This is a genomic window from Streptomyces sp. AcH 505 (genome assembly GCF_000818175.1).
Taxonomy (GTDB): Bacteria; Actinomycetota; Actinomycetes; order Streptomycetales; family Streptomycetaceae; genus Streptomyces.
This window is the reverse complement of record NZ_JTIY01000001.1, coordinates 6,192,530-6,214,620: the sequence shown is the minus strand read 5'-3', so window position 1 is coordinate 6,214,620 and position 22,091 is coordinate 6,192,530. Positions and strand designations below refer to the sequence as shown.

The window sequence follows — 22,091 nt, the reverse complement described above, 5'->3', positions numbered from 1 at the left end:
GGTCTCTGCGGCACATCAGCCCTTGAGACCGCTGGAGGTGATGGACTGGATGAACGACTTCTGCGCGCCGAGGAAGGCGAGCAGTACGGGAAGTACGGTGATCACGTTGCCCGCCATGACGGCGGCCCACTGGGTGTGGTGCAGCCCCTGGAAGGTGGTCAGTCCCAGCTGGAGTGTGTACTGGGTGTCGTGGTTGATGGCGATCAGCGGCCAGGTCAGGTCGTTCCAGGTGGTGAGGAACGTGAGGACGGCGACGGTGCTGAGGGCCGGCCTGGACAGCGGCAGCACGATACGGAACAGCACGCGCAGCCGTGAACAGCCGTCGATCCAGGCGGCTTCCTCCAGCTCTCTGGGCAGGGAGAGGAAGAACTGCCGCAGCAGGAACACCGCGAACGGGGTCACCAGCGAGGGGACGATCAGGGCGCCCAGCGAGTCGATCAGGCCGAGCCGCTTCATGACCAGGAAGGTCGGGATCATGGTCAGTTGGAAGGGGACCGCCGTCGTGGCGAGCATCAGGACCAGCAGGGAGCGCGAGCCGGCGAACCGCATCCGGGCGAAGGCGTAGCCGCCGAGCGAGCCGAGGACGAGGTTGGAGACGACCGCTGTCGCCGAGACGATCAGCGAGTTGGCGAACCACCGGGGGAACATGGCGTTGCCGAGCACGTAGCGGTAGCCGCCGAGGTGGATACCGGAAGGCCACAGCGCCGGCGGGAACTTGTTGATCTCGGCGTTGGTCATCACGGAACTGAGCAGCAGCCAGAACAGCGGCAGCGCGAAGATGACGGCGAGCGGCGCGAGCAGCAGATGCCAGGGGCTGAAGGGAAGCAGCCGCCTGCGTGGGCGGTCCTCGGCAGGTGGTGGTGCGGTGTGCGGCCGGACGGTCTCGGCGGCTGTGGTGGTCGCGGTCATCGGGCTGCTCCCTCAATGGTGTCGGACCTGCGGCGCCGGGCCAGCCGCATGACTCCCCCGACCAACAGCAGCGCCAGCGCGAGGACATACGCGGCGGACGCCCCGTAACCGGCGGTGAAGTTCTTGAACGCCTGCTCCCAGATGAAGTAGACGATGACGGTGGTCGAGCCGAGCGGACCGCCCTTGGTGGTGACATAGACGAGGTCGAACACCTGGAGCGCCATGAGGGTCTGCCACATCACCAGGAACACACTGACGGGGGTGAGTGTCGGCAGGACGACATGGCGCAGCAGGTGCCATCGTCCCGCACCGTCCAGTTTGGCCGCCTCGATGAGGGTCGGCGGTACGTCCTGGAGCGCGGCGAGATAGATCACCACACAGAATCCGGTGCCGCTCCACAGCGAGATCAGCACCAGGACGGGCAGCGCCTGTCCCGGGTCGGTGAGAAAGCCTTGCGACGGCAGCCCCAGTGCGTGCAGGACGGAGTTGGCCGCGCCGAACTGCGGGTCCAGGATGAAGGAGAACAGCACGCCCTGCGCGGTCTCCGAGATGATGAAGGGGACGAAGATCAGGGTGCGGTACAGACCCACCAGCCGGATGCGCCGGTTCAGCGCGAGCGCGAGCAGCAGACCGAGGACGATGCTCAGCGGCACATAGAGCACGGTGTACAGCAGGGTGTTCTCGACGGCCTGGCTGAAGTGCGGATCCTCGGTCAGCGCACGGTAGTTGTCGAGCCCGACCCAGCGGCTCGGCGTCACCAGGTCGTCGGCCTGGAAGGACAGCAGCAGCGACCAGATGACGGGGACCACGCTCAGGCCGAGGATGACGATGATCGCGGGCAGGACGAAACCGTAGGCGGTGGCGGACTCGCGGCGGCGCCTGCTGCGCCGGGCACGCAGTTGCCGTTCCTGGTCCGGCAGGGTGAACGGGGCGGGCAGGGATGTCATGGGAAGGCTCCTCAGCGGGGTATGACGAGAGCGGCCCTGGCATCGCCGGCGCAGCGGCGCATCGCCTGGGCCGGGGTGCTCTTGCCGAGCAGCACGGATACGACGGCCTGGCCCAGCGCGATCGACACCTGCGGATAGGCGGGGTGTACGGGGCGCACACGCGCCGTTTCGAGCGCCTTGGTGAAGACGTCGAGCCCTTCGGTGTCCGCCGCCTGCGCCTGCCAGGCCGGCATGGCCTCGCTGCGCCTGCTGAGCGGCAGGCTGCCCGCCTGGACGTCCCACTGGACGTCCTGTTCCGGCTGGGCCAGCCAGGACACGAAGGTGCGCGCGGCCTGGGCCCGCGCTTCTCCGTTGTCGAAGACCGTCCAGGTGTCGGGACCCGAGATGGTGATGGGCTTGCCGCTGTAGCTGGGCAGCGGGACGACCGCGTAGTCGACCTTCGCCTCCCGGATGTCGGGGAGCTGCCACGGTCCGGTGACGACCATGCCCATCCGGCCGGACGCGAAGACCTGGTACATCTGCTCGGTGCCGGGCTTGGGGTCGATGTAGACGCTGCGGGACTTCGCCAGCGCCTCGACCGTGCCGAGGGCGCGTACCCCCGCCTCCTCGAAGCCGATGCTGCGGCCGTCGTCGGCGATGACGTCTCCGCCGAGGTCCCACACCATCGGCCAGATCCGCCACACGGTGTCCTCGTCCCCGACACCCGGCCAGCCCGTGCCGAACGTGCCCCGGGAGGAGTTGGTCAGCCGGTGGGCCGTCTCCTCGAAGTCCTGCCACGTCCAGCCCGCTTCGGGCAGGGGGACGCCGGCCTCACGGAAGAGCTTCTTGTTGCAGACCACGGCGAGGGTGTCGAGGAGCGCGGGCGAGGCCCTGACCTTCCCGTTGATCGTGACGGCTTCCCTGGCCGAGGCCCAGTAGTTGTTCCAGGGCGTACGGCCCGAGTGCACCATGTCGGTCAGGTCGACCACTTGGGGACTGCGTGCCACGCCGGCGAGGTCGGAGCCGAAGATGTACGCGATGTCGGGGTAGGCGCCGGAGGCCAGCGCCGCGCTGACCTTCTGCAGCATCGCGTCCGACAGCACTCCGCCGCCGAGGTCGACGCGGATGTGCGGGTGGGAGCGGGTGAACCGTTGCGTCAGGGCCTTGATGGCCTTGAGCCCGGTGTCGCTCTGGCCGTGCCACATCTCGATCGTGACGCGCCCGTCGGCGCCGACACCGTCGTCGGAGCCGCCGCCGCAGGCGGACAGGGCGGTCGCCGCAGCCGCGCCCGCGCCGGCGCGCAGCAGCGTCCGGCGTGAGTGACGGGTGAGGGCGTGCTGGCCAAGAGCCACTGGACCTCCAGGGAAGCATCGAAAGGCGTGCGTGGGTCGCGAAGTTGGCGGGCGGTGGGAATCAGTGGGTACCGCACAGCCGCCGCGGAGCGCGCGCCGTGTCGAGTCGATCGCCGGAGGAGGCGGACCTTCATCATCGGACTCCGACTGAACGAGGGCACGTCCCCGCCTCGGGTGTCCACACCCTGGCGACTTTGTCCGGGCTCACGGCTGCACACCGTCTACCGGCTGGGCGTACCTCTGACGCCGAACGCTGTTGCGACGTCGGCAGCAGTAAATCGAGCAGTATTCGTCATGTCAAGAGATCGAATCTGCGCAGAACTGCGCACTGCGGTGAGCGGTACGGCGGAGGTGGGCCCGCGGGAGACAGCCAACAGCAGACCAGGGCACCGGAAAGCGCTCACCGGGCGGATCTGGTTATGCTGCGAGCATGCTGAGAACTGAGCGCCATGCGCGCATCCTTGAGCATGTCTCCGCGGAAGGCAGCGTGAGCGTCGAGGATCTGTCCCGGGCGCTGCGCGTCTCGGGGGCCACGGTGCGCCGCGATCTCCAGCATCTGGACGGCCTGAATCTGCTGCGCAGGACCCATGGCGGCGCCGCCGTCGGGAACATCGGCCTCGAAGCGCCGCTGCAGTACCGCAGCGAGCGCCGCCGGCCGGAGAAGATAGCCATCGCCCAGGCCGCCGCGGCACTGGTGCCCGCCGGCGCCGTCGTCGGGATGACCGGCGGCTCCACGGCGACGGAGATCGCCCGGATCCTGGCCGGCCGCGGCCCCGTCACCATCGTGACCAACGCGGTCAACATCGCCGCCGAGTTGATCCTGCACAAGGACGTCACGCTCGTCGTCGTCGGGGGCCTCGCCCGCAGCGAGAGCTACGAACTCGTCGGCCCGATCGCGGAGCGGACGCTCACCGAGTACCACACCGATGTGACGTTCCTGGGGGTGGACGGGATCACCGCGGCGCACGGCTGCACGACGCACGACCAGCTCGAAGCGGCGACCGACCGGGCCTTCACCGCCAGCAGCAGCCTCACCGTCGTGGTGACGGACAGCTCGAAGATCGGGAAGGTGACGCTGGCGAAGATCTGCCCGCTGTCGGCCGTAGGGCATCTGGTCACCGACGGCGACGCGTCGAAGGAGGAGCTGGCGAAGATCGCGGCGGCGGGTGTTCCTGTGACAACTGTCTGAACCGGCGGGTAACCTACGAGCGTCACCGCCGCCTACATCCCTGGAGCTTCCGTGGCCGCCCCCTCGCTCTCCGCCCGGCTGCTGGCCGGGCTGCTCGCCGGAGCCGGCGTGCTGCACCTGACCCGGCCCGCCCTGTTCGAGGAGATGGTGCCCCGCTCGCTGCCCGGCACCCGGCGCACCTGGACCTACGCGAGCGGCGCCGTGGAGCTGGCCCTCGCGACCAGCGTCGCCCTGCCGCGTACCCGCCGCGTCGGCGGACTGCTCAGCGCCGGGTTCTTCGCCGCGGTCTTCCCGGCGAACGTGAAGATGGCGTACGACTGGCGGCACAAGCCGGCGCCGCTCAGGGCCGCCGCCTACGCCCGACTGCCGCTCCAGGCCCCGCTGATCGGCTGGGCCCTGCGGGTGAGCGGCAGTCGGGACGGCGTCAAGACCTCCTGCGTCAGGACCGCCCTGGTCAGGACCTCCAGTCGACCTTGAAGACCCAGACGTGCTCACCCGCGTCACGCGCCGCCTTCGGTACGTCGACGACCAGTGACCCGCCCGACGTACGCCAACTCAGCGGACGGTGGTGACCGAGCAGGGTGACACGGTCGCCGGGCCTGACCGGCACCGGCGCCTCGACCGTGAGGGTCGGGCCCGGCCGGACCAGCGAGTGGATGTAGAACGCGTCGTCCGGCTTGACGGTGAAGCGCAGGTCGTCGCCGAGCTGTGGCATCCGCGCCCAGTACGTACTGCCGTAGACCGCCTCGCCGTTGACCTTGAGCCACGCCCCGGTCTCGCGGAGCCTGCGCTCCATGACCTCGGGGATCGTGCCGTCGGCGCGCGGGCCGATGTCGAGCAGGAAGTTGCCGTTCTTCGACACGATGTCGACGAGGGAGTGGATGACCTCTTCCGTCGTCATGTACTTGTCGTCGGGGGTCTCGGCGTTGTAGCCGTACGAGCGTGGGTCGAGACCCCTGCTCGCCTCCCACTTCGCCGTGACGACGGTGTCGTACGTGGTGTATTCGGGCGTGGTGAAGTCGTGCGGTCCGATGCCGGAGCGGTCGTTGACCGTCACGTCGACGGGCCTGGCCCGGTTCTTGGCGTGGTTGAAGTACTCAGCCAGCACATGGTGGCTGTCGTTGTCGCCGCCGATGTCGCACCAGATGACCTCGGGGTCGTAGTTCTCGACCAACTCCAGCATCTGCGGGGCCTGGAGGCCCCGGACATAGTCCTTGCCGGCCGTGTAGCCGGTGTAGGGCAGGGGTTCGAGGGTGTACGGGTTGCGCGGCGCGTGCCCCTGCCAGGGGTTGTCCGGGTTGAACCACTCCGGCATCGAGAAGTAGAGGCCGCGGTGGAGTTCGGGCGCGTAGCGGCGTGACGCGTCGAAGAGTTCCCTGACGATGTCTCTCTTCGGGCCCATCTTCACCGAGTTGCGGTCGGAGACCTTGGTGTCCCAGAGCGCGAAACCCTCGTGGTGCTTGGACGTCAGCACGTGGTACTGGGCCCCCGCGTCGCGGAACAGCTCCACCCAGGAGCGCGGGTCGAACTTCTCCGCGCGGAACAGCGGGATGAAGTCGTCGTAGGCGAACGCCTCGCCATAGGTGTCGCGGTGGTGTGCGTAGGTGGGGTTGGCGGGATCCTGCATCTGCGCCCAGTACCACTCCGCGTACTGCACACCGACCGGCGCCCAGGCGGGCACCGAGTAGACACCCCAGTGGATGAAGATGCCGAATTTGGCGTCCTGGAACCAGTACGGCGCCTGGTGGGAGTTGAGGGAGTCGTCGGTCGGCAGGTAGTCGGCCACACCGAGTGTGAGATCGCGTGCGGTGCGGGCGGCGCTCCGGCCGTGGCTGGTGGCGACGACCTGGCCGCCGCGTACGGTGCCGGGGGCGGTGCCCGGTGCGGACCTGATGCCGATCCGGACCCGGGCCTGGTCGCCCGGTGCGAGCCTGGTGATCTTCGCGGGGGCGACGGTGCGGGCGCCGGGGACGTCCACCGAGAGGGTGAGCGCGTCGGAGGCGAGAATTCCGACGGTGCCCGCGTTGACGATCGTCGCCTCGACGCTCTGGGCGCCGTTGCCGAGCAGGGACGCCGTCGAGTGGGCGTCACGCAGTGACACCGCACGGCCGTCGGCGGCCGGTTGCAGGGACAGCGCGAAGATGTGCAGCGAGGCGTTGTTCTCGGTCGCCGCGTGGGTGACCGGCAGGGTGACGGCCACCGCCTCCCTGGCCGGGTCCAGGGCGAGTTCGGAGACACCGATGACCACCGGGTGCTGGTCCTTGGCACCGGTCGGGTCGTAGCGGTACGCAGAGGTCAGCGCACCGCTGCCGGAGTACCAGTCGGCGCCGCCGAGGCCGGCGCCGCCGGTCGTGCCGTCGGCGTAGTGGACGGTGGCCTGGCCCGAGGTGGCGCCGTAGCTGCACGAGGTGAGGAAGAGCGCGGACAGGTAGCGGCCCGGGGGCAGGTCGATCCGCTGGCCCATCGCGACGATGTTGTCCTTGACGCCGTCGCCCGAGCCGGGGAACACGTAGGTGACACCGTCGATCTCCCGCTCCCCCGGCGGGAGTTCCTCGCCGGGGAAGGTGTACCCGGAGCCGTCGAAGTCTCCGCCGGGCGCGCTCGCCGTGTCGATGCCGTCGTTGTCGTACCAGCGCTCCAGCGGTACGGGGACGGCGGCGGGCACCGTGCCCCAGTGACCGTCGTCCACCGGGTGTCTCCCCTCTGCCGCCGGTCCTGCGGCGAGCGGGCTTGCTTCTGCTGTGGCCGGAACGGTCATCGCGGCGCCGAGTGCCGCTCCCGCAGTCATTCCGATGACGTGTCGCCTGCGAAGTTCGGTCATGACATCCGATGATTGGAGCGTGACGAGAACCTGTCAATGCTTTACGCACGATGTAAGCGAACCGCCCCCTTGGACCCATCCGATGAATGGCGGGAGCCAGGACCGGGCAGGTTTCGAGAAGCGCGAGCCGGGGCGCCGCCCTAGATTCGTGTCATGACCTCCATCGATTCCATCATTCTCGACGCGGCCGACCCCGCCGCCGCCGGCCACTTCTACAAGGCCGCCTTCGGCCTGGACACCCAGGTGCGCGTGCGGGCGGCGGAGCCGCCGACGACCGGCTTCCGGGGTTTCACCGTGTCCCTCACCGTGGCCCAGCCGGCCGATGTCAACGCGCTGATCGACTCGGCCGTCGAGGCAGGTGCCACGGCCGTGAAACCGGCCGCCAAGTCGTTCTGGGGCTACGGCGGCGTCGTACAGGCCCCCGACGGGGCGCTCTGGAAGATCGCGACGGCGACGAAGAAGGACAAGGGCCCGGCGAGCCGCGAGATCGACCGGTTCGTGCTCCTGCTGGGGTGCGCGGACGTGGCGGCGACGAAGCAGTTCTACCTCGCCCAGGGGCTCACCGTGGGCAAGAGCTTCGGCAAGAAGTACGTCGAGTTCGCGCTGCCGTCGAGCCCCGTCCTGCTCGCCCTCTACGGCCGCAAGGCCCTGGCCAAGGACGCGGGCGTCCCCGCCGAAGGGACCGGGTCGCACCGGCTGGCCATCGGCGGTGACAGCGGCCCCTTCACCGACCCGGACGGCTTCGCGTGGGAGCCGGTGACGCACTGATTTCCTGACACGATCCCACGGGCCGGCATCCCCGCGATGCCGGCCTTTCGGCGTCCCGCGGGGAACTGTCGACCCGTCAGCCAGGCACGATGCAACATGCTTTTAATATTAAATCCAAGTTCGAACCGTTGCCCTGACTCGGCGACGGTTGGCACATTGCGTTCGCGGACAACGTTTTCCGCAGGCTTTTCTCGCACGGTTCTCAGGCCCGTGGCGCAGCGTCGCGCCGCGTGCGGCATTGCACGACACCCCGCAGACCAGCGGAGCCGGCCCTCCCCGGCCCCGCGACGGACAACGGCCCGGCACACAAGCCGGACCGTGAAAGGCGATGTCGGTAGATGACCAGCAGCGAAAGCTCAAGACTCTCCCGCCGAACGCTTCTTCGCACCACCGCGGCGGCCGGCGCAGGAGCGGCGGCGACGGTGATGCACCCTGGCTCCGCCGCCGCGGCGCCCGCGATCCCCGCAGGACACGAGCAGCCGTCCACCGCCAAGCAGGACAAGGGGCCCATCCCGAGCCCGGCCACGTACTTCGGCACACCGATCGGGACCGAGGGCTATCTGGCCCAATGGAGCAAGATGGTCCCGTACTTCGAGCTGATCGGGGCCCGCAGCGACCGGGTGAGGTACGAGGAGATCGGCAAGACGACCCGGGGCTACCCGTACGTCCTGCTGACCATCAGCTCGCCCAAGAACCTCGCCAATCTCGACAAGTTGGTCGCCAACAACGCCAGACTTGCCGATCCGCGCGGCCTCTCGGAGGCCGAGGCGAAGCAACTGGCCACCAAGAGCGTGCCGTTCTACTACGTGCAGGCGGGCATCCACTCGACCGAGGTCGGCAACTCGCAGGCGGCCGTCGAATGGGCGTACCGGCTGGCCACGGAGAAGTCCGACTACATCGAGAAGATCCTGGACAACCTCGTCATCCTGCTCCAGCCGTGTCAGAACCCGGACGGACTCGTCCTCGTCAACGACTACTTCGCCGCCACGGCCGGCACGAGCTACGCACGGACCTATCCCGACCTGTACAACAAGTACACCGGCCACGACGACAACCGTGACTGGATCATGCTGACCCAGGTCGAGAGCAAGTACAACGTCTCGATCCTGAACAAGTACCGGCCGCATGTCTTCCAGGACTCGCACGGCGCGGGCAGCAGCGCTCCCCGCCTGTTCACACCGCCGTACCTGTCGCCGTACGACCCCAACATCGACACCATCCTGGTCCAGCAGACGGACACGGTGGGTCTGGCGATGCAGCGGGGCATGACCGTCGCCGGTATGAAGGGCAACGGCTGGGGCTCGGAGTACGACTACTGGTCCCCGTCCCGGCAGTACTGCGTCTACCACGGCGCCGCACGCATCCTCACCGAGGCGGCCTCCGCGTCCAACCTCGCCTATCCGCAGGTGGGTACGAAGCCGCTCGGCCAGCAGACCACCGACATCAACTTCATCGAGCCGTACGACTCCAACACCTGGACGCTGCGCAACATCATCGACTGGGTGTCCCAGGCCTTCTACTCGGGTCTGGAGAACGTCGCGTACGACACCTACAACTGGCTGTACAACTCCTACCGCGTCGGGCTCAAGGCCGTCACCCGGACCAGTCCGTACGCCTATGTCATCCCGGCGGGGCAGCGTGACCCGCAGGCGGTCCAGGACGCGCTGGAGATCTTCCACCTCGGTGCGGTGGAGATCAGCCAGGCGCAGACCGCGTTCACCGCCGACGGCAAGCAGTACCCCGCGGGCTCCTACATCATCTATCTGCAACAGCCGTACGCCGGGTTCGCCAAGACGCTGCTGGAGGTGCAGGAGTACCCGCAGCTGCTGCAGTACCCCGGCGGCCCGCCGCAACGGCCGTACGACACCACGGCGCAGACCCTGCCGATGCTGCTCGGCTTCGAGGCCGACCTCGTCACCACGTCCTTCACGACGAGGACGAAGCGGCTCAGCTCCGTCAAGCCGCCGGCGGTCACCACACCGTCCGCGCCGCCGCGCACCGGGGCGTACGCGATCGGCCCCGAGTCCTACGGGGTGTTCCGGATCGTCGCCGCGCTGCAGAAGAAGAAGATCCCCACCTTCCGCGCGGCGGCTCAATTCACCGACGGCGGGCGCACGTTCCCGGCCGGCACGTTCCTGGTCCCGCCGTCCTCGGCGGCGCGGGAGCTTCTGCAGGCGCAGTCGAGGGCCACCGGCATTCCGGTCTTCACCCTGCGCACGGTGCCTGCCGTGGCGGGCGCCCAGCTCAAGCAGGGCACGCGGATCGGTCTGCTCAAGCCGCCGGACAACATGCCGTCCGGCTGGCTGATGTGGACGTTCGAGCAGTACGGGGTGGACTACTCCGTCGTGTCGGCGAGCGACTACGCCAACCTCGCCGACACGTACGACGTCATCATCATGCCGGAGGGCGTCAGCAAGAACTCCATCGTCAACGGGCTGAACCCGAAGAACTACCCGGCCGACTGGGCCTGGGCGTTCGGCGTCGGCACGACCGGCTGGAACCAGCTGCACGACTTCGTGACCGGCGGCGGCACACTCGTCAGCTACGGCAGCGGGACCTCGACGGCCACGTCGCTGCTCGGCCTGCCGCTCACCTCCGCCCTGCCCGGCGGCTCGTCCTCGGACTTCTACTGCCCGGGATCGCTGCTGAGCCAGGAGTTCGACACCGACAACCCCGTGGCCTGGGGCCTGCCGGCGAAGAACCCGGTGTGGTTCGTGTCGGACGACGCGTACAAGCTCTCCGACACGACCACGTACCCGGTGGAAGTGGTGGCCAAGTACCCGGACAGCGGCGAGCAGTTGCAGAGCGGCTGGCTGATCGGCGGCGAAAGCCTCAACGGCGCCGTCAACGGGCTGTCCTGGACGGTCGGCAAGGGGTATGTCGTCACCTTCGGCAGCGAGATCGGCTTCCGCACCTGGAACCGGTCCGAGCAGCGGGTGCTCTTCAACGCCGCTTACCACGGGCCGTCGACCAAGCTCACCGCCGGCCAGTTCCAGCGCCTCGGCAAGTAACTCGTCCGGTGGGGGCGGGTGTTCCCGCCCCCACCGCAGAGAGGGAGGCACCGGTTGAACGCCGGCGGCACGAACGATCCGATGGTGGAACTGCGCGGGGTGCGCAAGTCGTACGGCGATGTCGAGGTGCTCAAAGGCGTCGACCTCGCCGTGGCCCGCGGTGAGGTGGTCGCGGTCATCGGCCCGTCCGGCGGTGGCAAGAGCACCCTGCTGCGCTGCGTCAATCTGCTGGAGCCGGTGACCTCCGGTCAGGTCCTGCTGGAGCACGAGGACCTGACCGGGCCGGGCATCGACTTGAACAAGGTGCGCCGGCGCATCGGCATGGTGTTCCAGCAGTTCAACCTCTTCCCGCACCTGACCGCACTCGACAACCTCACCCTGGCGCCGCGCAAGCTGCTCCAGACCCCCAAGGAACAGGCGCGCGAACGGGCGGCCTCGCTGCTGGCCCGGGTAGGTCTTGCCGACAAGGCCGGCGCGTACCCGCGGCAGTTGTCGGGCGGGCAGCAGCAACGGGTCGCCATCGCGCGCGCGTTGATGATGGACCCGCACGTGATGCTGTTCGACGAGGTGACGTCGGCACTGGACCCGGAGCTGGTCAGCGAGGTCCTCGATGTGATGCGTGACCTCGCCGGGTCCGGGATGACGATGCTGTGTGTCACCCACGAGATGGGCTTCGCCCGGGAACTCGGCGACCGTCTGGTGTTCGTCGACGGCGGTGTGATCGCGGAGCAGGGCCGCCCGGCCGATGTGCTGGACCGGCCGCAGCACGCCCGGACGAGCCAGTTCCTGCGCAAGGTCCTCAGATAGCGCGCACCCGCGCACCCGCACCTCACACACTCCTTTACACCCAGCAGAAGGAAGCTAAGCCGTGAGATCGAAATTCGGCATGGTCGTCGGTGCCGCGATGGCTCTGGTCCTCGCCGCCGGCTGTTCCTCTTCGTCCGACGACTCCTCGAAGTCCGCCAAGGACGCGGGCGGTTCGAGCGCCACCTCCGGGAGCCCCGTCGATGTGGGGGCGCCGCTGCCCGCCGAGGTGAAGAGCAAAGGCAAGCTGACCGTCGGCGTGAAGTGCGACTACCCGCCGTTCGGTTACATCGACGAGTCGTCGAAGAACGCGGGCTTCGAGATCGACATCGCCCACCAGATGGCCGCCTACGCGTTCGGCGACCCCGACGCGCTGACCCTGACCTGTGTGACCGGCTCCAACCGGGTGTCGTTCCTGGCGTCGAAGCGCATCGATCTGATCGAGGCGACGATGAACTACACGGCGGAGCGCGCCAAGACCATCGACTTCTCCACCCCCTACTTCGACAGCGGTGTGAAACTGCTGGTGCCCAAGGACTCCCCGATCAGCTCCTTCGAGGGGCTGGCCGGCAAGACGGTCATCAGTATCTCCGGCGCCACCGCCAGCCTCTGGCTGACCCAGTGCATGAAGGACGTCAAACAGACGCTGTTCACCGAGACCAGCCAGGCGCTGACCGCCCTTAACCAGAAGCGCGGCGTCGCCTTCGCCCAGGACGACACACTGCTGCTCGACCTGGCGGCGAAGAACTCCAGCCTCAAGGTCGTCGGCGACGCCAAGGCCGACAGCCCGTGGGGCATGGGCGTCCGTAAGGGCGACGCGGAGATGCTCGCCTGGGTCAACGGCGCGCTGGCCCATATGCAGCAGGCCGACTTCTTCTGGACCGATTTCCGGAAGACCGTCACCGACCCGTCCGTACAGCAGCAGTTCGCGAAGTACCTGCCACGGCCGGGCAAGAAGCTGACCTATCCGACCGGCTCCACCCTGCAGTGCTGACCATGCCCGAGACTTCCGGCTACCACTTCGACGCGGGCTTCATCGTCGACCATCTGGGCGAGCTGGGCACCGGCCTGCTGCGGACGCTGGCCATCAGCGCCATCGGCATGGCCGGCGCCCTGCTCGTTGGTGTACTGCTCGGTGCGATCGGCGCGCTCCGGACACCGGTCGCCCGGCAACTCGTCACGGTCTACGTCGAGGTGTTCCGCAACACCCCGCTCCTGGTGCAGATCTTCTTCCTCTTCTTCGCGCTGCCCGACATCGGGCTGCGGCTCGACGGTTTCACCGTCGGCTGGCTGTCACTGGTCCTGTGGGGCGGCGCGTACAACGTGGAGAACTTCCGGGCCGGCTTCGAGGCGGTCGAAGGCGGCTACGCCGACGCGGGGCGGGCCCTCGGCTTCCCGCGGCTGGCCGCCTTCCGGCACGTCACACTGCCCCTCGGCGCCCGGATCGCGGTGCCGTCGGTCACCAACACCCTCATCTCCGTCTTCAAGAACTCGTCGTTCATGGTGGCGATCAGCTATCCCGAACTCACCGAGACGGCGGTCAACATCGTCGCCGTCACCTTCCGGACCTTCGAGATGTTCCTCGCCATCGGTGTCGTCTACCTCGGTCTTGTCTGGCTCATGTCGCTGGGCGCCGGGGCCGTCGAACGCCGCTTCGCGATACCGGGAGAACACTGATGCCCGCCTGGGTCGGACCTGTCGCCAGTTACCTCGCCACCGGTCTGCGCGAAACCGCGCTGCTGGCGCTCGTCAGCATCGCCGCCAGTCTGGTGATCGGCACCCTGCTGGGCACCGTACTGACCCTGCCCAGCAGACCGGTCAGGGCGGTGGTCCGGGCCTACGTCGAACTCTGGCGCGGTCTGCCGATCATCATCATCCTGTACTTCATCTTCTTCGTGCTGCCCGTCATCGGACTGCTGGTGAACACCTTCGTCGCCGCCGCCGTGGGGCTGTCCCTGTGGGGCAGCGCCAACATGGCCGAAGTCGTGCGTGGCGCCGTCCAGTCGGTGCCACGCGGACAGTCCGAGGCAGCGGCGGCGCTGGGGTTCTCCTGGACGGGACGCATGCGCCACGTCCTGCTGCCCCAGGCTGCCCGGCGGGCCCTGCCCCCGCTGATCGGACTCGTCGTCAACCTCACCCAACAGACCTCGCTGGCGGCGGTGATCGGGGTGCTGGACATCCTCGAAGCGTCACAACGCTCCATCGAACGGCTCACCCTGTCCGGCGGCTCGTCCCACGCCGTACCCATCCTCGGCGCCGTACTCGCCGTCTTCTTCGTCATCTGCCTACCATTGACGCTGCTGTCCCGCTGGTACGAACGCAGACTCCGGTAACGCGCCCGGGAAGCAGCGTCCTCGGTACCGACACCGTCACGGATAAAAGGGGGGTGCCGGCGACGATGACCGTCCCGCGCCATACATTGCTGAAGGCTGCCTACGACCATCTGCGGGCCGCCATCCTCGACGGCACCCTCCCCCCGGGCTCCCGCGTCACCGTCCGCCCCTTGGCCGAACAACTCGGCCTCAGCCCGACCCCCATCAAGGCGGCTCTGGCCGCGCTCGAACGGGAGGGCTTCCTCCTGGCCGTCCCGCACCGCGGCTACTTCGTCCCCGAAGTCAGCACCGACGACCTGCTGGAGCTGTACGAGCTGCGCGAGGCCCTGGACGGCATAGCGGCGCGCCGCACGGCCGGCGCACCCGACCACGACCGGATCGCGGCCCAGTTGCGCCGGCTGCTGGCCAGGCAACGCAAGGCGATCGAGGCGAACAACCTGCACGCGTACGGGGAGTTGGACCTGGCCTTCCACCGACTGATCTGGGAGAGCTCGGGCAGCCGCCGGCTGATCCCCATCGCGGAGAACCTGATAGCCCAGGTCCGTCTGGGCAACCGCCTGTCGGCCCAGGCCCCGGGCCGCCTCCCGGTCGCGGTGGAGGAACACGAGGCCATCCTGGAAGCGATCCTCCAAGGCGATCCCCGAGCAGCGGAACAGCACATCCGCCACCACGTCCACGAGGCGGGCCAGGCGCTGCGCCGCTACCTGGAGATCCAGTCGTCCCAGGAACGCCGCTGACCACGGCCGGCGTTACACGGTGAATCCGTCGAGGGTGGCGTACTGGCCGGACAGCTTCGTCACCACGACGGTGAGGGTGCCCGCCGAGAGCGAACCGGACGTGTACAGCGCCGCGTTGGCGTGTCGTGTGCCGTCGCCCGGGAGTGTGGTGACGACCTGCTGCGGGCCGCCGTCGACGCTGACGCCGATGTTTCCCTGGTCGGTGTACTGCTCGCCGTACACCGTGACGGTGGTACCGGTGAAGGTGAGCGACGCGGTCGCGCCGTTGGCCGTCGCGTAGTGGATGTCGCCGCGGTAGTCACCGTACGAGCGGCCGCCCGCGTACGTGAAGCCGGTGTAGGTGATTCGGCTGTCGTCGTCGTTGAGCCGGATCGAGCCCGGCACCTGGGGAGTGACGGAGATCTGCCCGGCCGTGGTGCCGGCCGGGATCGGGACGATCATGAAGCCGCTGGACAGGTGGGTCACGTCGCTGACCGGGGTGGTGCCGATGTACACCGGTGTGCTCGGGCCGAAGCCCTCGCCAGCGACGATGACCTGCGTCGCGTTGGCCGTGGGTGACACGTAGAAGATGCTCGCGGGTACGGAGAGGACCGGTGTGAAGGAGCCGGAGCCCGCGCCCGCCGCGCGCAGCAGGGCGTTGGGGATGTCGGCCGGCTTGGGGGTGGCGGGGATGGTGGTGTTCCCGCTCACGTGCGTGTCGACCGGCTGGGCGCACGGGTAGGACTGGACGCCGGCCGAGAAGTAGTTGCCGGTGATCCAGAAGTGGCCCGTCGGGCTGCAGCCGCCCTGGGAGCTGGCGCCCGCGCCGAAGGCCACGTTCCCTTGCCAGTTGACCCATTCGGACCCCGCGTCGTCGTAGTACGTGAAGTTGGTCGACGGGCCGTCGTACGCGATGTTGCCCGTGACCTGAAGGCCCTTGGCCAGGGTCTGCGCCGGGTCGATCGTCTTTCCGTCCGCCTGGTACACGTACTGCGCCTGATGCCCCTCGACATAGATGGCGCCGCCGTCGCTGCGGACGGACAGGTAGTCGTGGAAGATGTTGTCGCTGATGGTGTTCGAGCTGTTGATGTTCGTGCTGTTCTGCGGGGTGCTCGCCTGGTCGACATGGCCCTGGACGACTCCGGCCGTGATGCCGGTGTACGGCAGGTCGTACAGGTTGTTCCGGGTGATGGTGGTGTGCTGGGAGAACAGCAGGGTGATGCCGCTCGCCGAGGAGTAGTCGGTGCCGATGTGATGGATGACGTTGTCCGCCACGGTGGTGCCGGTCAGGATCTCGTTGGTGCCGATCGCGGTGTTGTCGTTCGCCCCCTCGGGGGTGCAGTTCTGCTTGATCCCCACTGCCTCGGACGAGTCGGTCGGCAGTGGGTCGTAGGTGCAGCCGAGGAGGATCGCCGTGGAGGCGATGTCGGTGAACTCGTTCCCCTGAATGAGGGTGTTGGCCGCTCCGTACATCACGTTCAGTCCCGCGCCGCCGAGTTCGGCGAACCGGTTGCCGGTGAACGTGATGTTCTTGGACGCGGTGAACGAGACGTTCGCCAGGGGCTGGGTCAGCGCCCCCCAGGGGCAGCTTCCCGCAGGAGTGGAGAACCCGCACATGCCCTGGTTGTTCGCGCCGGTCATCCGCAGATTGCTCTGCACGTCGGAGAACCCGGCGCTGGTGGACGGGGCGTTCCAGGTCGCGAACGAGAACTGCAGGCCGCTGAAGGTGATGTCGTGCACGGGCGCCGCGAGCGTACCCGCGCCACGCACCAGGGACTCAAGACGCGGCAGTTCCACGTCGAGGGCCGACATCTGCCGGCCCGCGGCGGGCTTGTAGGAGAGCGTGCCGCCCGCGCCGTCCAGGAACCACTGCCCGGAACCGAGCAGCGTCTGCGCGTTCTCGACGAGCGCGGGCATCGTGCTGGTCGACATGGACGGCAGGCCACCACTGCCTTGCGCGAAGGACGCCCGCGCGGTCACATTGGTCCAGCACGGCTGGCTCATCTTCAGCGTTCCGGTCGAGGCGGAGAAGCTCGCGACCCGGCATCTCGACTCGGTCCAGGGCCCGTTGCCGCCGGGGTAGTCGAACTCGACTCCCGCCACCTGGCTCGCGGTCAGCGAGCCGAACCACGCCATCGCCGCCGCGTCGCCGGAGATCGTGTAGCCCGTGGACGATCCGGTCCACGAACCCCGGAATCCCAGGCTCGCCGGGGTCGCCTGCGCGATCGGGGCGGCATGGCCGCCGACGTACAACTGGCGGCTGTCGCTGCCGCTGGGTACGGGAGCGGACCACACCCCGCTCGATCCGCGCTGCGTCCATCCGGTGACCTGCGAGGCTCCCGAGATCACCGGATGCGCGCCGGGCGCCGACCGCCACACCACGGGGTGGCCCGGCGTGCCTGAGTCCGCAGGGCCGAGGGACCAGGTGCTCGACAAGCGGTACACACCGTCGGCCAGCAGGACGGTTACGTCCGCCGACGGCTCAGCGGCAAGACGGGTGCGTACCGCCTGCTGGGCACCGGGCAGCGCACACGGGGACGCGGAGGAACAGGTCGAACCCGTCCCGGACGGCGACGCGTACAGCGTCACGGCGGGTGCGGCGGTGGCGGACTGGACCACGGGCGCCGCCAGAACCAGACCGAGGGCTGCCGCGATCGGGCCGAAGCGGCGCAGCAGTCTCCGCGTGATCGAACCTTGTGGGGACACGGGCGGGTCCTTCCGAAGCGTTGCGGCCGCCGGAGGACCAGCCGCCGGCGAAAGACCGGCCTGCGTCCGGGAGGGTGCCTCCGGCGAGCGAGGTGGGGGGCGAGCGGGGGGCGCCTGACCGTCACTTACATCCGATGTCTGATGCATACTCGATCTGGCCGTATCCCCGGTCAAGGGCCCGCGCATAGGCGATTCGCACGAGCGACGGCGATTCATCGGGTCTCTGAGGTATCTGGGCCGGTCAGCTCCTCCGCCGAGCGGACCGCCGTTCTCAGCACCGGCTCCGGAATCCTCGCCTCGCGCAGCGCGCTGCCGTCCCGGGTGGTGAGGCGGAAGGTATGGGTCTCCCCCGGCAGGAGGGTGACCAGGGACGTGTCGGACGTCAGGGCGTGCGGGGGCAGGCCGAGCGCGACGGCCAGCCGGTCCGGGAAGACGCAGACGTCGCGCAGCACCGACTCCGCTGTCACCGTCACGGCCAGCACGCCGTCGGCACAGGACGTGGTCACCGTACGGGCCGGCGGGGGCGAGGCGAGGGTGCGGCCCGGGCGGTAGGCCCAGGTCGTACGGACCCCGTCCGCGTCCACGACCAGCAACTCGGCGTGCGGGTCGGCCGGTTCCGCCACCGCCGGATCCAGCGGCAGGGTGAGCAGACCGCCCGCCGGGCAGCTTCCCGCGAGCCGGGTACGGGCCAACTCCCTTCCGTCCAGGGCGACTCGGCACGCCGACACGTCCGGCGTCCAGTCCGCCGCCGAGTCGTTGACCAGTGTCAGCGCCAGGCCCGCCGTGCCCGTCGGATCATGGACCGGGCCCGGGCTCGCGGGCTGTACGGTCGCCAGCCGCGGCGCGAACGAGTGCCGGAGCGCGTACCACAGCGGCTTCTCGATGCCCGCCACGTCGACCGCCGACCAACTGATGGCCGGCCAACAGTCGTTGAGCTGCCACACCACAGCGCCCGCGCACCGCTCCCGCGACCGCAGCCACTCCACGCCCGCCGCGACCGCCCGGGCCTGTACTAGCTGGGTCGCGAAGTGCCAGTCCGCGCCCTCCGCGGGAGTGGGCACGTGCGGCTGGAGGCCACGGGTCAGCTTGTGCATACCGTCGATGGCCCGCAGGTGATGCCGCGTCAGCAATGAGGCCGGGCCAGGCGTTTCCCCGTCGAGCACCCGCTCCAGGGTTGTCCAGGCGGCGGGCCCGCACCACCCCATCTCGGCGACGAAGGACGGGTCGTGGTCCCGGTAGTGCGCGTAGTCCGCCTCGTTCCAGGCGTCCCACAGATGGCTCAGACCGTGGGTGTCGGTCGTCGGGTCCGCGTCGAGAGCCCCGGACCAGGGCGAGTTGGGCACGTACGGGCGGGTCGGATCGAGCCGGGCCAGTACGCCGGGCAGGACGTCCAGGTAGTAGTGCGCGCCCCAGCCGCGCTCGCCGATCTGGTCGGTCCACCCCCAGTGGTGCCGGCCGAGCACCGTCTCGTTGCCGCCGCACCACACCACCAGGCTCGGGTGCGGGGACATCCTGGCCACCGCCTGCTCGGCCTCCGTCGTGACGAGCGCCGCTGTCTCCTCGTCCTCGCAGTAGGCGGCGCAGGCGAAGAGGAAGTCGTGCCAGACCAGCAGCCCCCGCTCGTCGCAGGCGTCCAGGAAGTGCTCGTCGGCGAAGTGGCCGCCGCCCCACACCCGGAGCAGGTTGGCGTTGCCGGCCACGGCCTGGTCGATACGGGCGACGACGCGCTGCGGTGTCTCCCGGCTGGGGAGGGTGTCGTCGGGGATCCAGTTGTAGCCGCGGACCCGTACGGTGCGGTCGTTGACGACCAGGGCCCAGCGGGTGCCGAGTGCGTCCGGGCTCTCGTCGACGGAGACCGAGCGCAGCCCGACGCGTACCGCCGCCTCGTCCAGCACCGCGCCGTCCGAGGCGTCGAGGCGGGCGGTCAGCCGGTAGAGCGGCTGGGCGCCCAGACCCACCGGCCACCACAGGTCCGGGTCGGCGACGGTGAGCGTCACCGCCGTCTCCTCCCCCATGACCTGGCCGGTGGCGGCCGCCGCCGGACGGCCGTCCGGGGCGGTCAACTCGACCTGGACACGGGCGCCTTCGGGGGCGTCGACCCGTATGTGCGTGACGACCTCGGCGGCGCCGTGCCCGGCCGCGAGCCGGACCAGCGGGCGTATGTGGTCGATGCGGCCCGCGTACGTCTCCAGCCTGATGCCCCGCCAGATGCCGGCGGTGACGTAGTGCGGCCCCCAGTCCCAGCCGAAGTTGGCGGCCGACTTGCGGATGTGCGCGTACGGCTCGTCGTACGGCGAGGGCAGCGGGCCGTGCGCGCGTTCATGGGCGAGAGCGGCGTCCCAGGCGGAGGCGAAGCGCACCTCGACGGTGTTGTCGCCCGGCTCCAGCACACCGTCCACCGGCCAGCGGTAGGCGATGTGCTGGTCGCGGGCGCCGCCGACGTGCCGGCCGTTGACGTATACCTCGGCGATCGTGTCCAGGCCGTCGGCGACCAGGTCGGTACGGGCGCCCGGCGCGGGCGTGAAGGTGAAGGAGCGGCGGTAGGACCACCGGGAGCGGCCCACCCAGTCCTGCGCCAGCTCGCCGAGCCCCACGTCCGGGTCCGTCAGGTGGCCCGCCGCGAGCAGTGCGGTGTGCACCTCGCCGGGCACCTGGGCGGCCAGCGCGGCGCCCCGGACCTCGGCGGGCGTGCCGTCAGGGCCGGCCAGCCAGGTCAACTGCCAGTCTCCGCCCAGGTCGTGGCGGGTCGCCCTCGGCGCCGAGGCGCGGGCGGCCGTGCCGGTCCCCGTGCTGTGTTCAGTGCTGCGTTCAGTGCTGAGTGTCATCCCTTGACTGCTCCTGCGGTGAGTGCTTCCTGCATACGGCGGCTGGCGAGCGAGTAGGCGACGTACACCGGCAGAAGTGTCAGCACGGTGCCGGCGGTGAGCACGCCGAAGTCGGTCGAGTCGGAGATCAGGGTGGGCAGCGCCACCTGGGCGGTGCGGACCCCGGGTGCGGTGCCGGTGATGGTGAGTGAGAAGAGGTACTCGTTCCAGAAGGTGAGCAGTTGCAGGATCGTCACGCTGACCACGCCGGGCATCGCGATCGGGATGAACACGTTGACCAGCAGCCGCCAGTTGCCCGCGCCGTCCAGCGCCGCGGACTCCACCAGGGCAGGCGGCACGGTCCTCATGAACTGTGTGAGCAGCAGCACCGACAGCGGCAGTGCGCCGGCCGGCAGGAAGAGCATCTGGAACTCGCGCGTGTAGAACATGTGCAGCTTGATCGCGAGGATCACGGTGGGGATCAGCGCCGCGAACGGCGGGATCAGGAAGCCCACCGAGAAGGTGCCGGTGACCAGCCGCGAGAGCCGGTTGTCCAGCCGGGCGAGTGCGAAGGACGCGGGCAGCGCGAGGCCCAGTGTCAGCACGATCGCGACGGCGGAGATCAGCAGGGAGTTCAGCAGGGCCTGCCCGAGGTCCGCGGTGCGCCAGGCGGTGCGGAAGTTGTGCCACAGCCAGTGCTCGGGCAGCGCGAAGGGACGGTTGAAGATCTCGATGTTGGTCTTGAGCGCGCTCACCGCGAGGTAGAAGAGCGGCGCGGCGAGCAACAGCGCGTACAGCCAGGACAGCGGGACGGCGAGCGGTCCCGAGCCGCCGCGCCGGGAGCGCCGTACGGGACGCGAGCGCCGTACGAGACGGACGGGGGCGGTCATCGGATCTTCTCCTGGGGATTGCGCAGCAGCACCCGGATCAGCAGCATCCCCGCGACGCCGACCAGCAGCAGGACGACACCGACGACCTGGCTGTAGCCGAGGTCGCTCTGCGAGAAGGCCTTCGCGTACACCAGGTACGACAAGGTGGTGGACGAGGTGCCGGGGCCGCCCTTCGTGAGCAGCAGGATCAGCGCGGCGGAGGTGAACAGCGTCCAGAGGAACTGGAGCATCGTGAGCGTGCGGACGTAGTCCTTCACCATCGGGAAGGTGATCTGCCACATGATGCGGAAGCGTCCGGCGCCGTCGATCCTGGCGGCCTCGATCACATCGCCGGGGACACCGGCCAGCCGGGAGGCGAACAGCACGGCGGTCCAGCCGATGCCGCGCCACAGGTCGATGACGATCAGGCTGGGCAGGGCGGTGCTCGGGTCGGCGAGCCAGGAGTGTGCCAGCGACTCCAGACCCACTGCTCTCAGCAGGCCGTTGGCGCCGCCGTTCGGCGACAGCACCCCGTAGAAGATCATCCCCGTGATGGAGATGGAGATCAGCCCGGGCGAGAAGTACAGCACGGACAGCAGACGGTAGCCGCGCGGTCGGGTGCTGAGGTGGTAGCCGAGCATGAAGGCCAGCGGGATCATCACCGGTATGACGACGGCGACCTGTACGGCGCTGTTGCGCAGCGCTTCGAGGAAGACCGGATCGCCGAAGACGTGCCGGATGTTGTCGGTGCCGACGTAACCGGGGTCGTAGATGAGGCCCTTCCAGCGCAGGGTGGCGATGACGAACATCGCCACCAGCGGTCCCACCGAGAAGACCGCGAACCACACCAGGGAGGGGACCGTCAGCCACAGCAGACGGGGGG

General features: G+C 69.2%; 17 protein-coding genes. 9 read left to right on the top strand and 8 right to left on the bottom strand.

Annotated elements, in window-relative coordinates; genetic code table 11:
- Positions 1–15 precede the first annotated feature (15 nt).
- Genes HY68_RS27645 through HY68_RS27635 form a run of 3 tightly spaced genes read right to left on the bottom strand, consistent with a single transcriptional unit; the run spans position 16 to position 3,187 of the window.
- Positions 16–909 (bottom strand): carbohydrate ABC transporter permease, encoded by an 894-nt coding sequence (locus tag HY68_RS27645; RefSeq protein ID WP_041993797.1) that lies wholly within the window; start codon positions 907–909, stop codon positions 16–18.
- Entirely contained in the window at positions 906–1,856 is a 951-nt protein-coding gene (locus HY68_RS27640) for a sugar ABC transporter permease (RefSeq protein WP_041993794.1), read from the bottom strand. Before HY68_RS27640 ends, HY68_RS27645 begins: the two co-directional genes overlap by 4 nt.
- 11 nt (positions 1,857–1,867) lie before the next feature.
- A complete protein-coding gene (locus HY68_RS27635) occupies positions 1,868–3,187 on the bottom strand; it encodes an ABC transporter substrate-binding protein (RefSeq protein ID WP_041993791.1) in 1,320 nt (439 codons plus the stop codon).
- Positions 3,188–3,617: 430 nt separating this feature from the next.
- Between HY68_RS27635 and HY68_RS27630 the strand changes: the two genes are divergently transcribed.
- Positions 3,618–4,376, top strand: a complete 759-nt coding sequence (locus HY68_RS27630) for a DeoR/GlpR family DNA-binding transcription regulator (protein ID WP_041993787.1) — start codon at positions 3,618–3,620, stop codon at positions 4,374–4,376.
- Between the two features lie 51 nt (positions 4,377–4,427).
- On the top strand, positions 4,428–4,853 hold the full coding sequence (locus HY68_RS27625; protein ID WP_041993784.1) for a membrane protein: 426 nt from the start codon (positions 4,428–4,430) through the stop codon (positions 4,851–4,853).
- Here HY68_RS27625 and HY68_RS27620 read toward each other — a convergent pair.
- The gene (locus tag HY68_RS27620) at positions 4,831–7,197 is read right to left on the bottom strand and encodes an alpha-L-fucosidase (protein ID WP_041993781.1); all 2,367 of its coding nucleotides are present in this window, start codon (positions 7,195–7,197) and stop codon (positions 4,831–4,833) included. The two genes, HY68_RS27625 and HY68_RS27620, sit on opposite strands and share 23 nt — an antisense overlap.
- A gap of 153 nt (positions 7,198–7,350) precedes the next feature.
- Here HY68_RS27620 and HY68_RS27615 point away from each other — a divergent pair, with 153 nt between their 5' ends.
- The 7 genes from HY68_RS27615 (at position 7,351) to HY68_RS27585 (ending at position 14,850) form a co-directional block, all read left to right on the top strand.
- Complete coding sequence (locus tag HY68_RS27615) at positions 7,351–7,965, top strand: VOC family protein (protein ID WP_041993777.1); 615 nt, start codon at positions 7,351–7,353, stop codon at positions 7,963–7,965.
- A 338-nt stretch (positions 7,966–8,303) separates the two neighbouring features.
- The gene (locus HY68_RS27610; protein ID WP_078863819.1) at positions 8,304–10,976 is read left to right on the top strand and encodes a M14 family zinc carboxypeptidase; all 2,673 of its coding nucleotides are present in this window, start codon (positions 8,304–8,306) and stop codon (positions 10,974–10,976) included.
- Positions 10,977–11,057: 81 nt separating this feature from the next.
- Positions 11,058–11,783, top strand: coding sequence for an amino acid ABC transporter ATP-binding protein (locus HY68_RS27605; RefSeq protein ID WP_041997346.1), 726 nt, complete (start codon positions 11,058–11,060; stop codon positions 11,781–11,783).
- A 61-nt stretch (positions 11,784–11,844) separates the two neighbouring features.
- Entirely contained in the window at positions 11,845–12,774 is a 930-nt protein-coding gene (locus HY68_RS27600; RefSeq protein WP_157874412.1) for a transporter substrate-binding domain-containing protein, read from the top strand.
- A gap of 2 nt (positions 12,775–12,776) precedes the next feature.
- Entirely contained in the window at positions 12,777–13,457 is a 681-nt protein-coding gene (locus tag HY68_RS27595; protein WP_041997344.1) for an amino acid ABC transporter permease, read from the top strand.
- On the top strand, positions 13,457–14,113 hold the full coding sequence (locus HY68_RS27590; RefSeq protein ID WP_041993768.1) for an amino acid ABC transporter permease: 657 nt from the start codon (positions 13,457–13,459) through the stop codon (positions 14,111–14,113). Before HY68_RS27595 ends, HY68_RS27590 begins: the two co-directional genes overlap by 1 nt.
- A 65-nt stretch (positions 14,114–14,178) precedes the next feature.
- Entirely contained in the window at positions 14,179–14,850 is a 672-nt protein-coding gene (locus HY68_RS27585) for a GntR family transcriptional regulator (RefSeq protein WP_041997342.1), read from the top strand.
- Between the two features lie 12 nt (positions 14,851–14,862).
- Here the strand turns inward: HY68_RS27585 and HY68_RS39670 are convergent, their stop codons facing one another.
- The 4 genes from HY68_RS39670 to HY68_RS27565 all read right to left on the bottom strand — a co-directional run.
- Positions 14,863–17,535: a right-handed parallel beta-helix repeat-containing protein gene (locus HY68_RS39670; RefSeq protein ID WP_052457196.1), complete on the bottom strand. Its 2,673-nt coding sequence runs from the start codon at positions 17,533–17,535 to the stop codon at positions 14,863–14,865.
- Positions 17,536–17,747: 212 nt separating this feature from the next.
- The gene (locus tag HY68_RS27575) at positions 17,748–20,360 is read right to left on the bottom strand and encodes a glycoside hydrolase family 2 TIM barrel-domain containing protein (protein WP_078863818.1); all 2,613 of its coding nucleotides are present in this window, start codon (positions 20,358–20,360) and stop codon (positions 17,748–17,750) included.
- The gene (locus HY68_RS27570) at positions 20,357–21,229 is read right to left on the bottom strand and encodes a carbohydrate ABC transporter permease (RefSeq protein WP_078863817.1); all 873 of its coding nucleotides are present in this window, start codon (positions 21,227–21,229) and stop codon (positions 20,357–20,359) included. The genes HY68_RS27575 and HY68_RS27570 overlap by 4 nt, the downstream gene beginning before the upstream one ends.
- Positions 21,226–22,091: sugar ABC transporter permease (locus tag HY68_RS27565; protein WP_052457195.1), on the bottom strand; the 866-nt coding region annotated here is incomplete at its 5' end. The genes HY68_RS27565 and HY68_RS27570, both read right to left, overlap by 4 nt.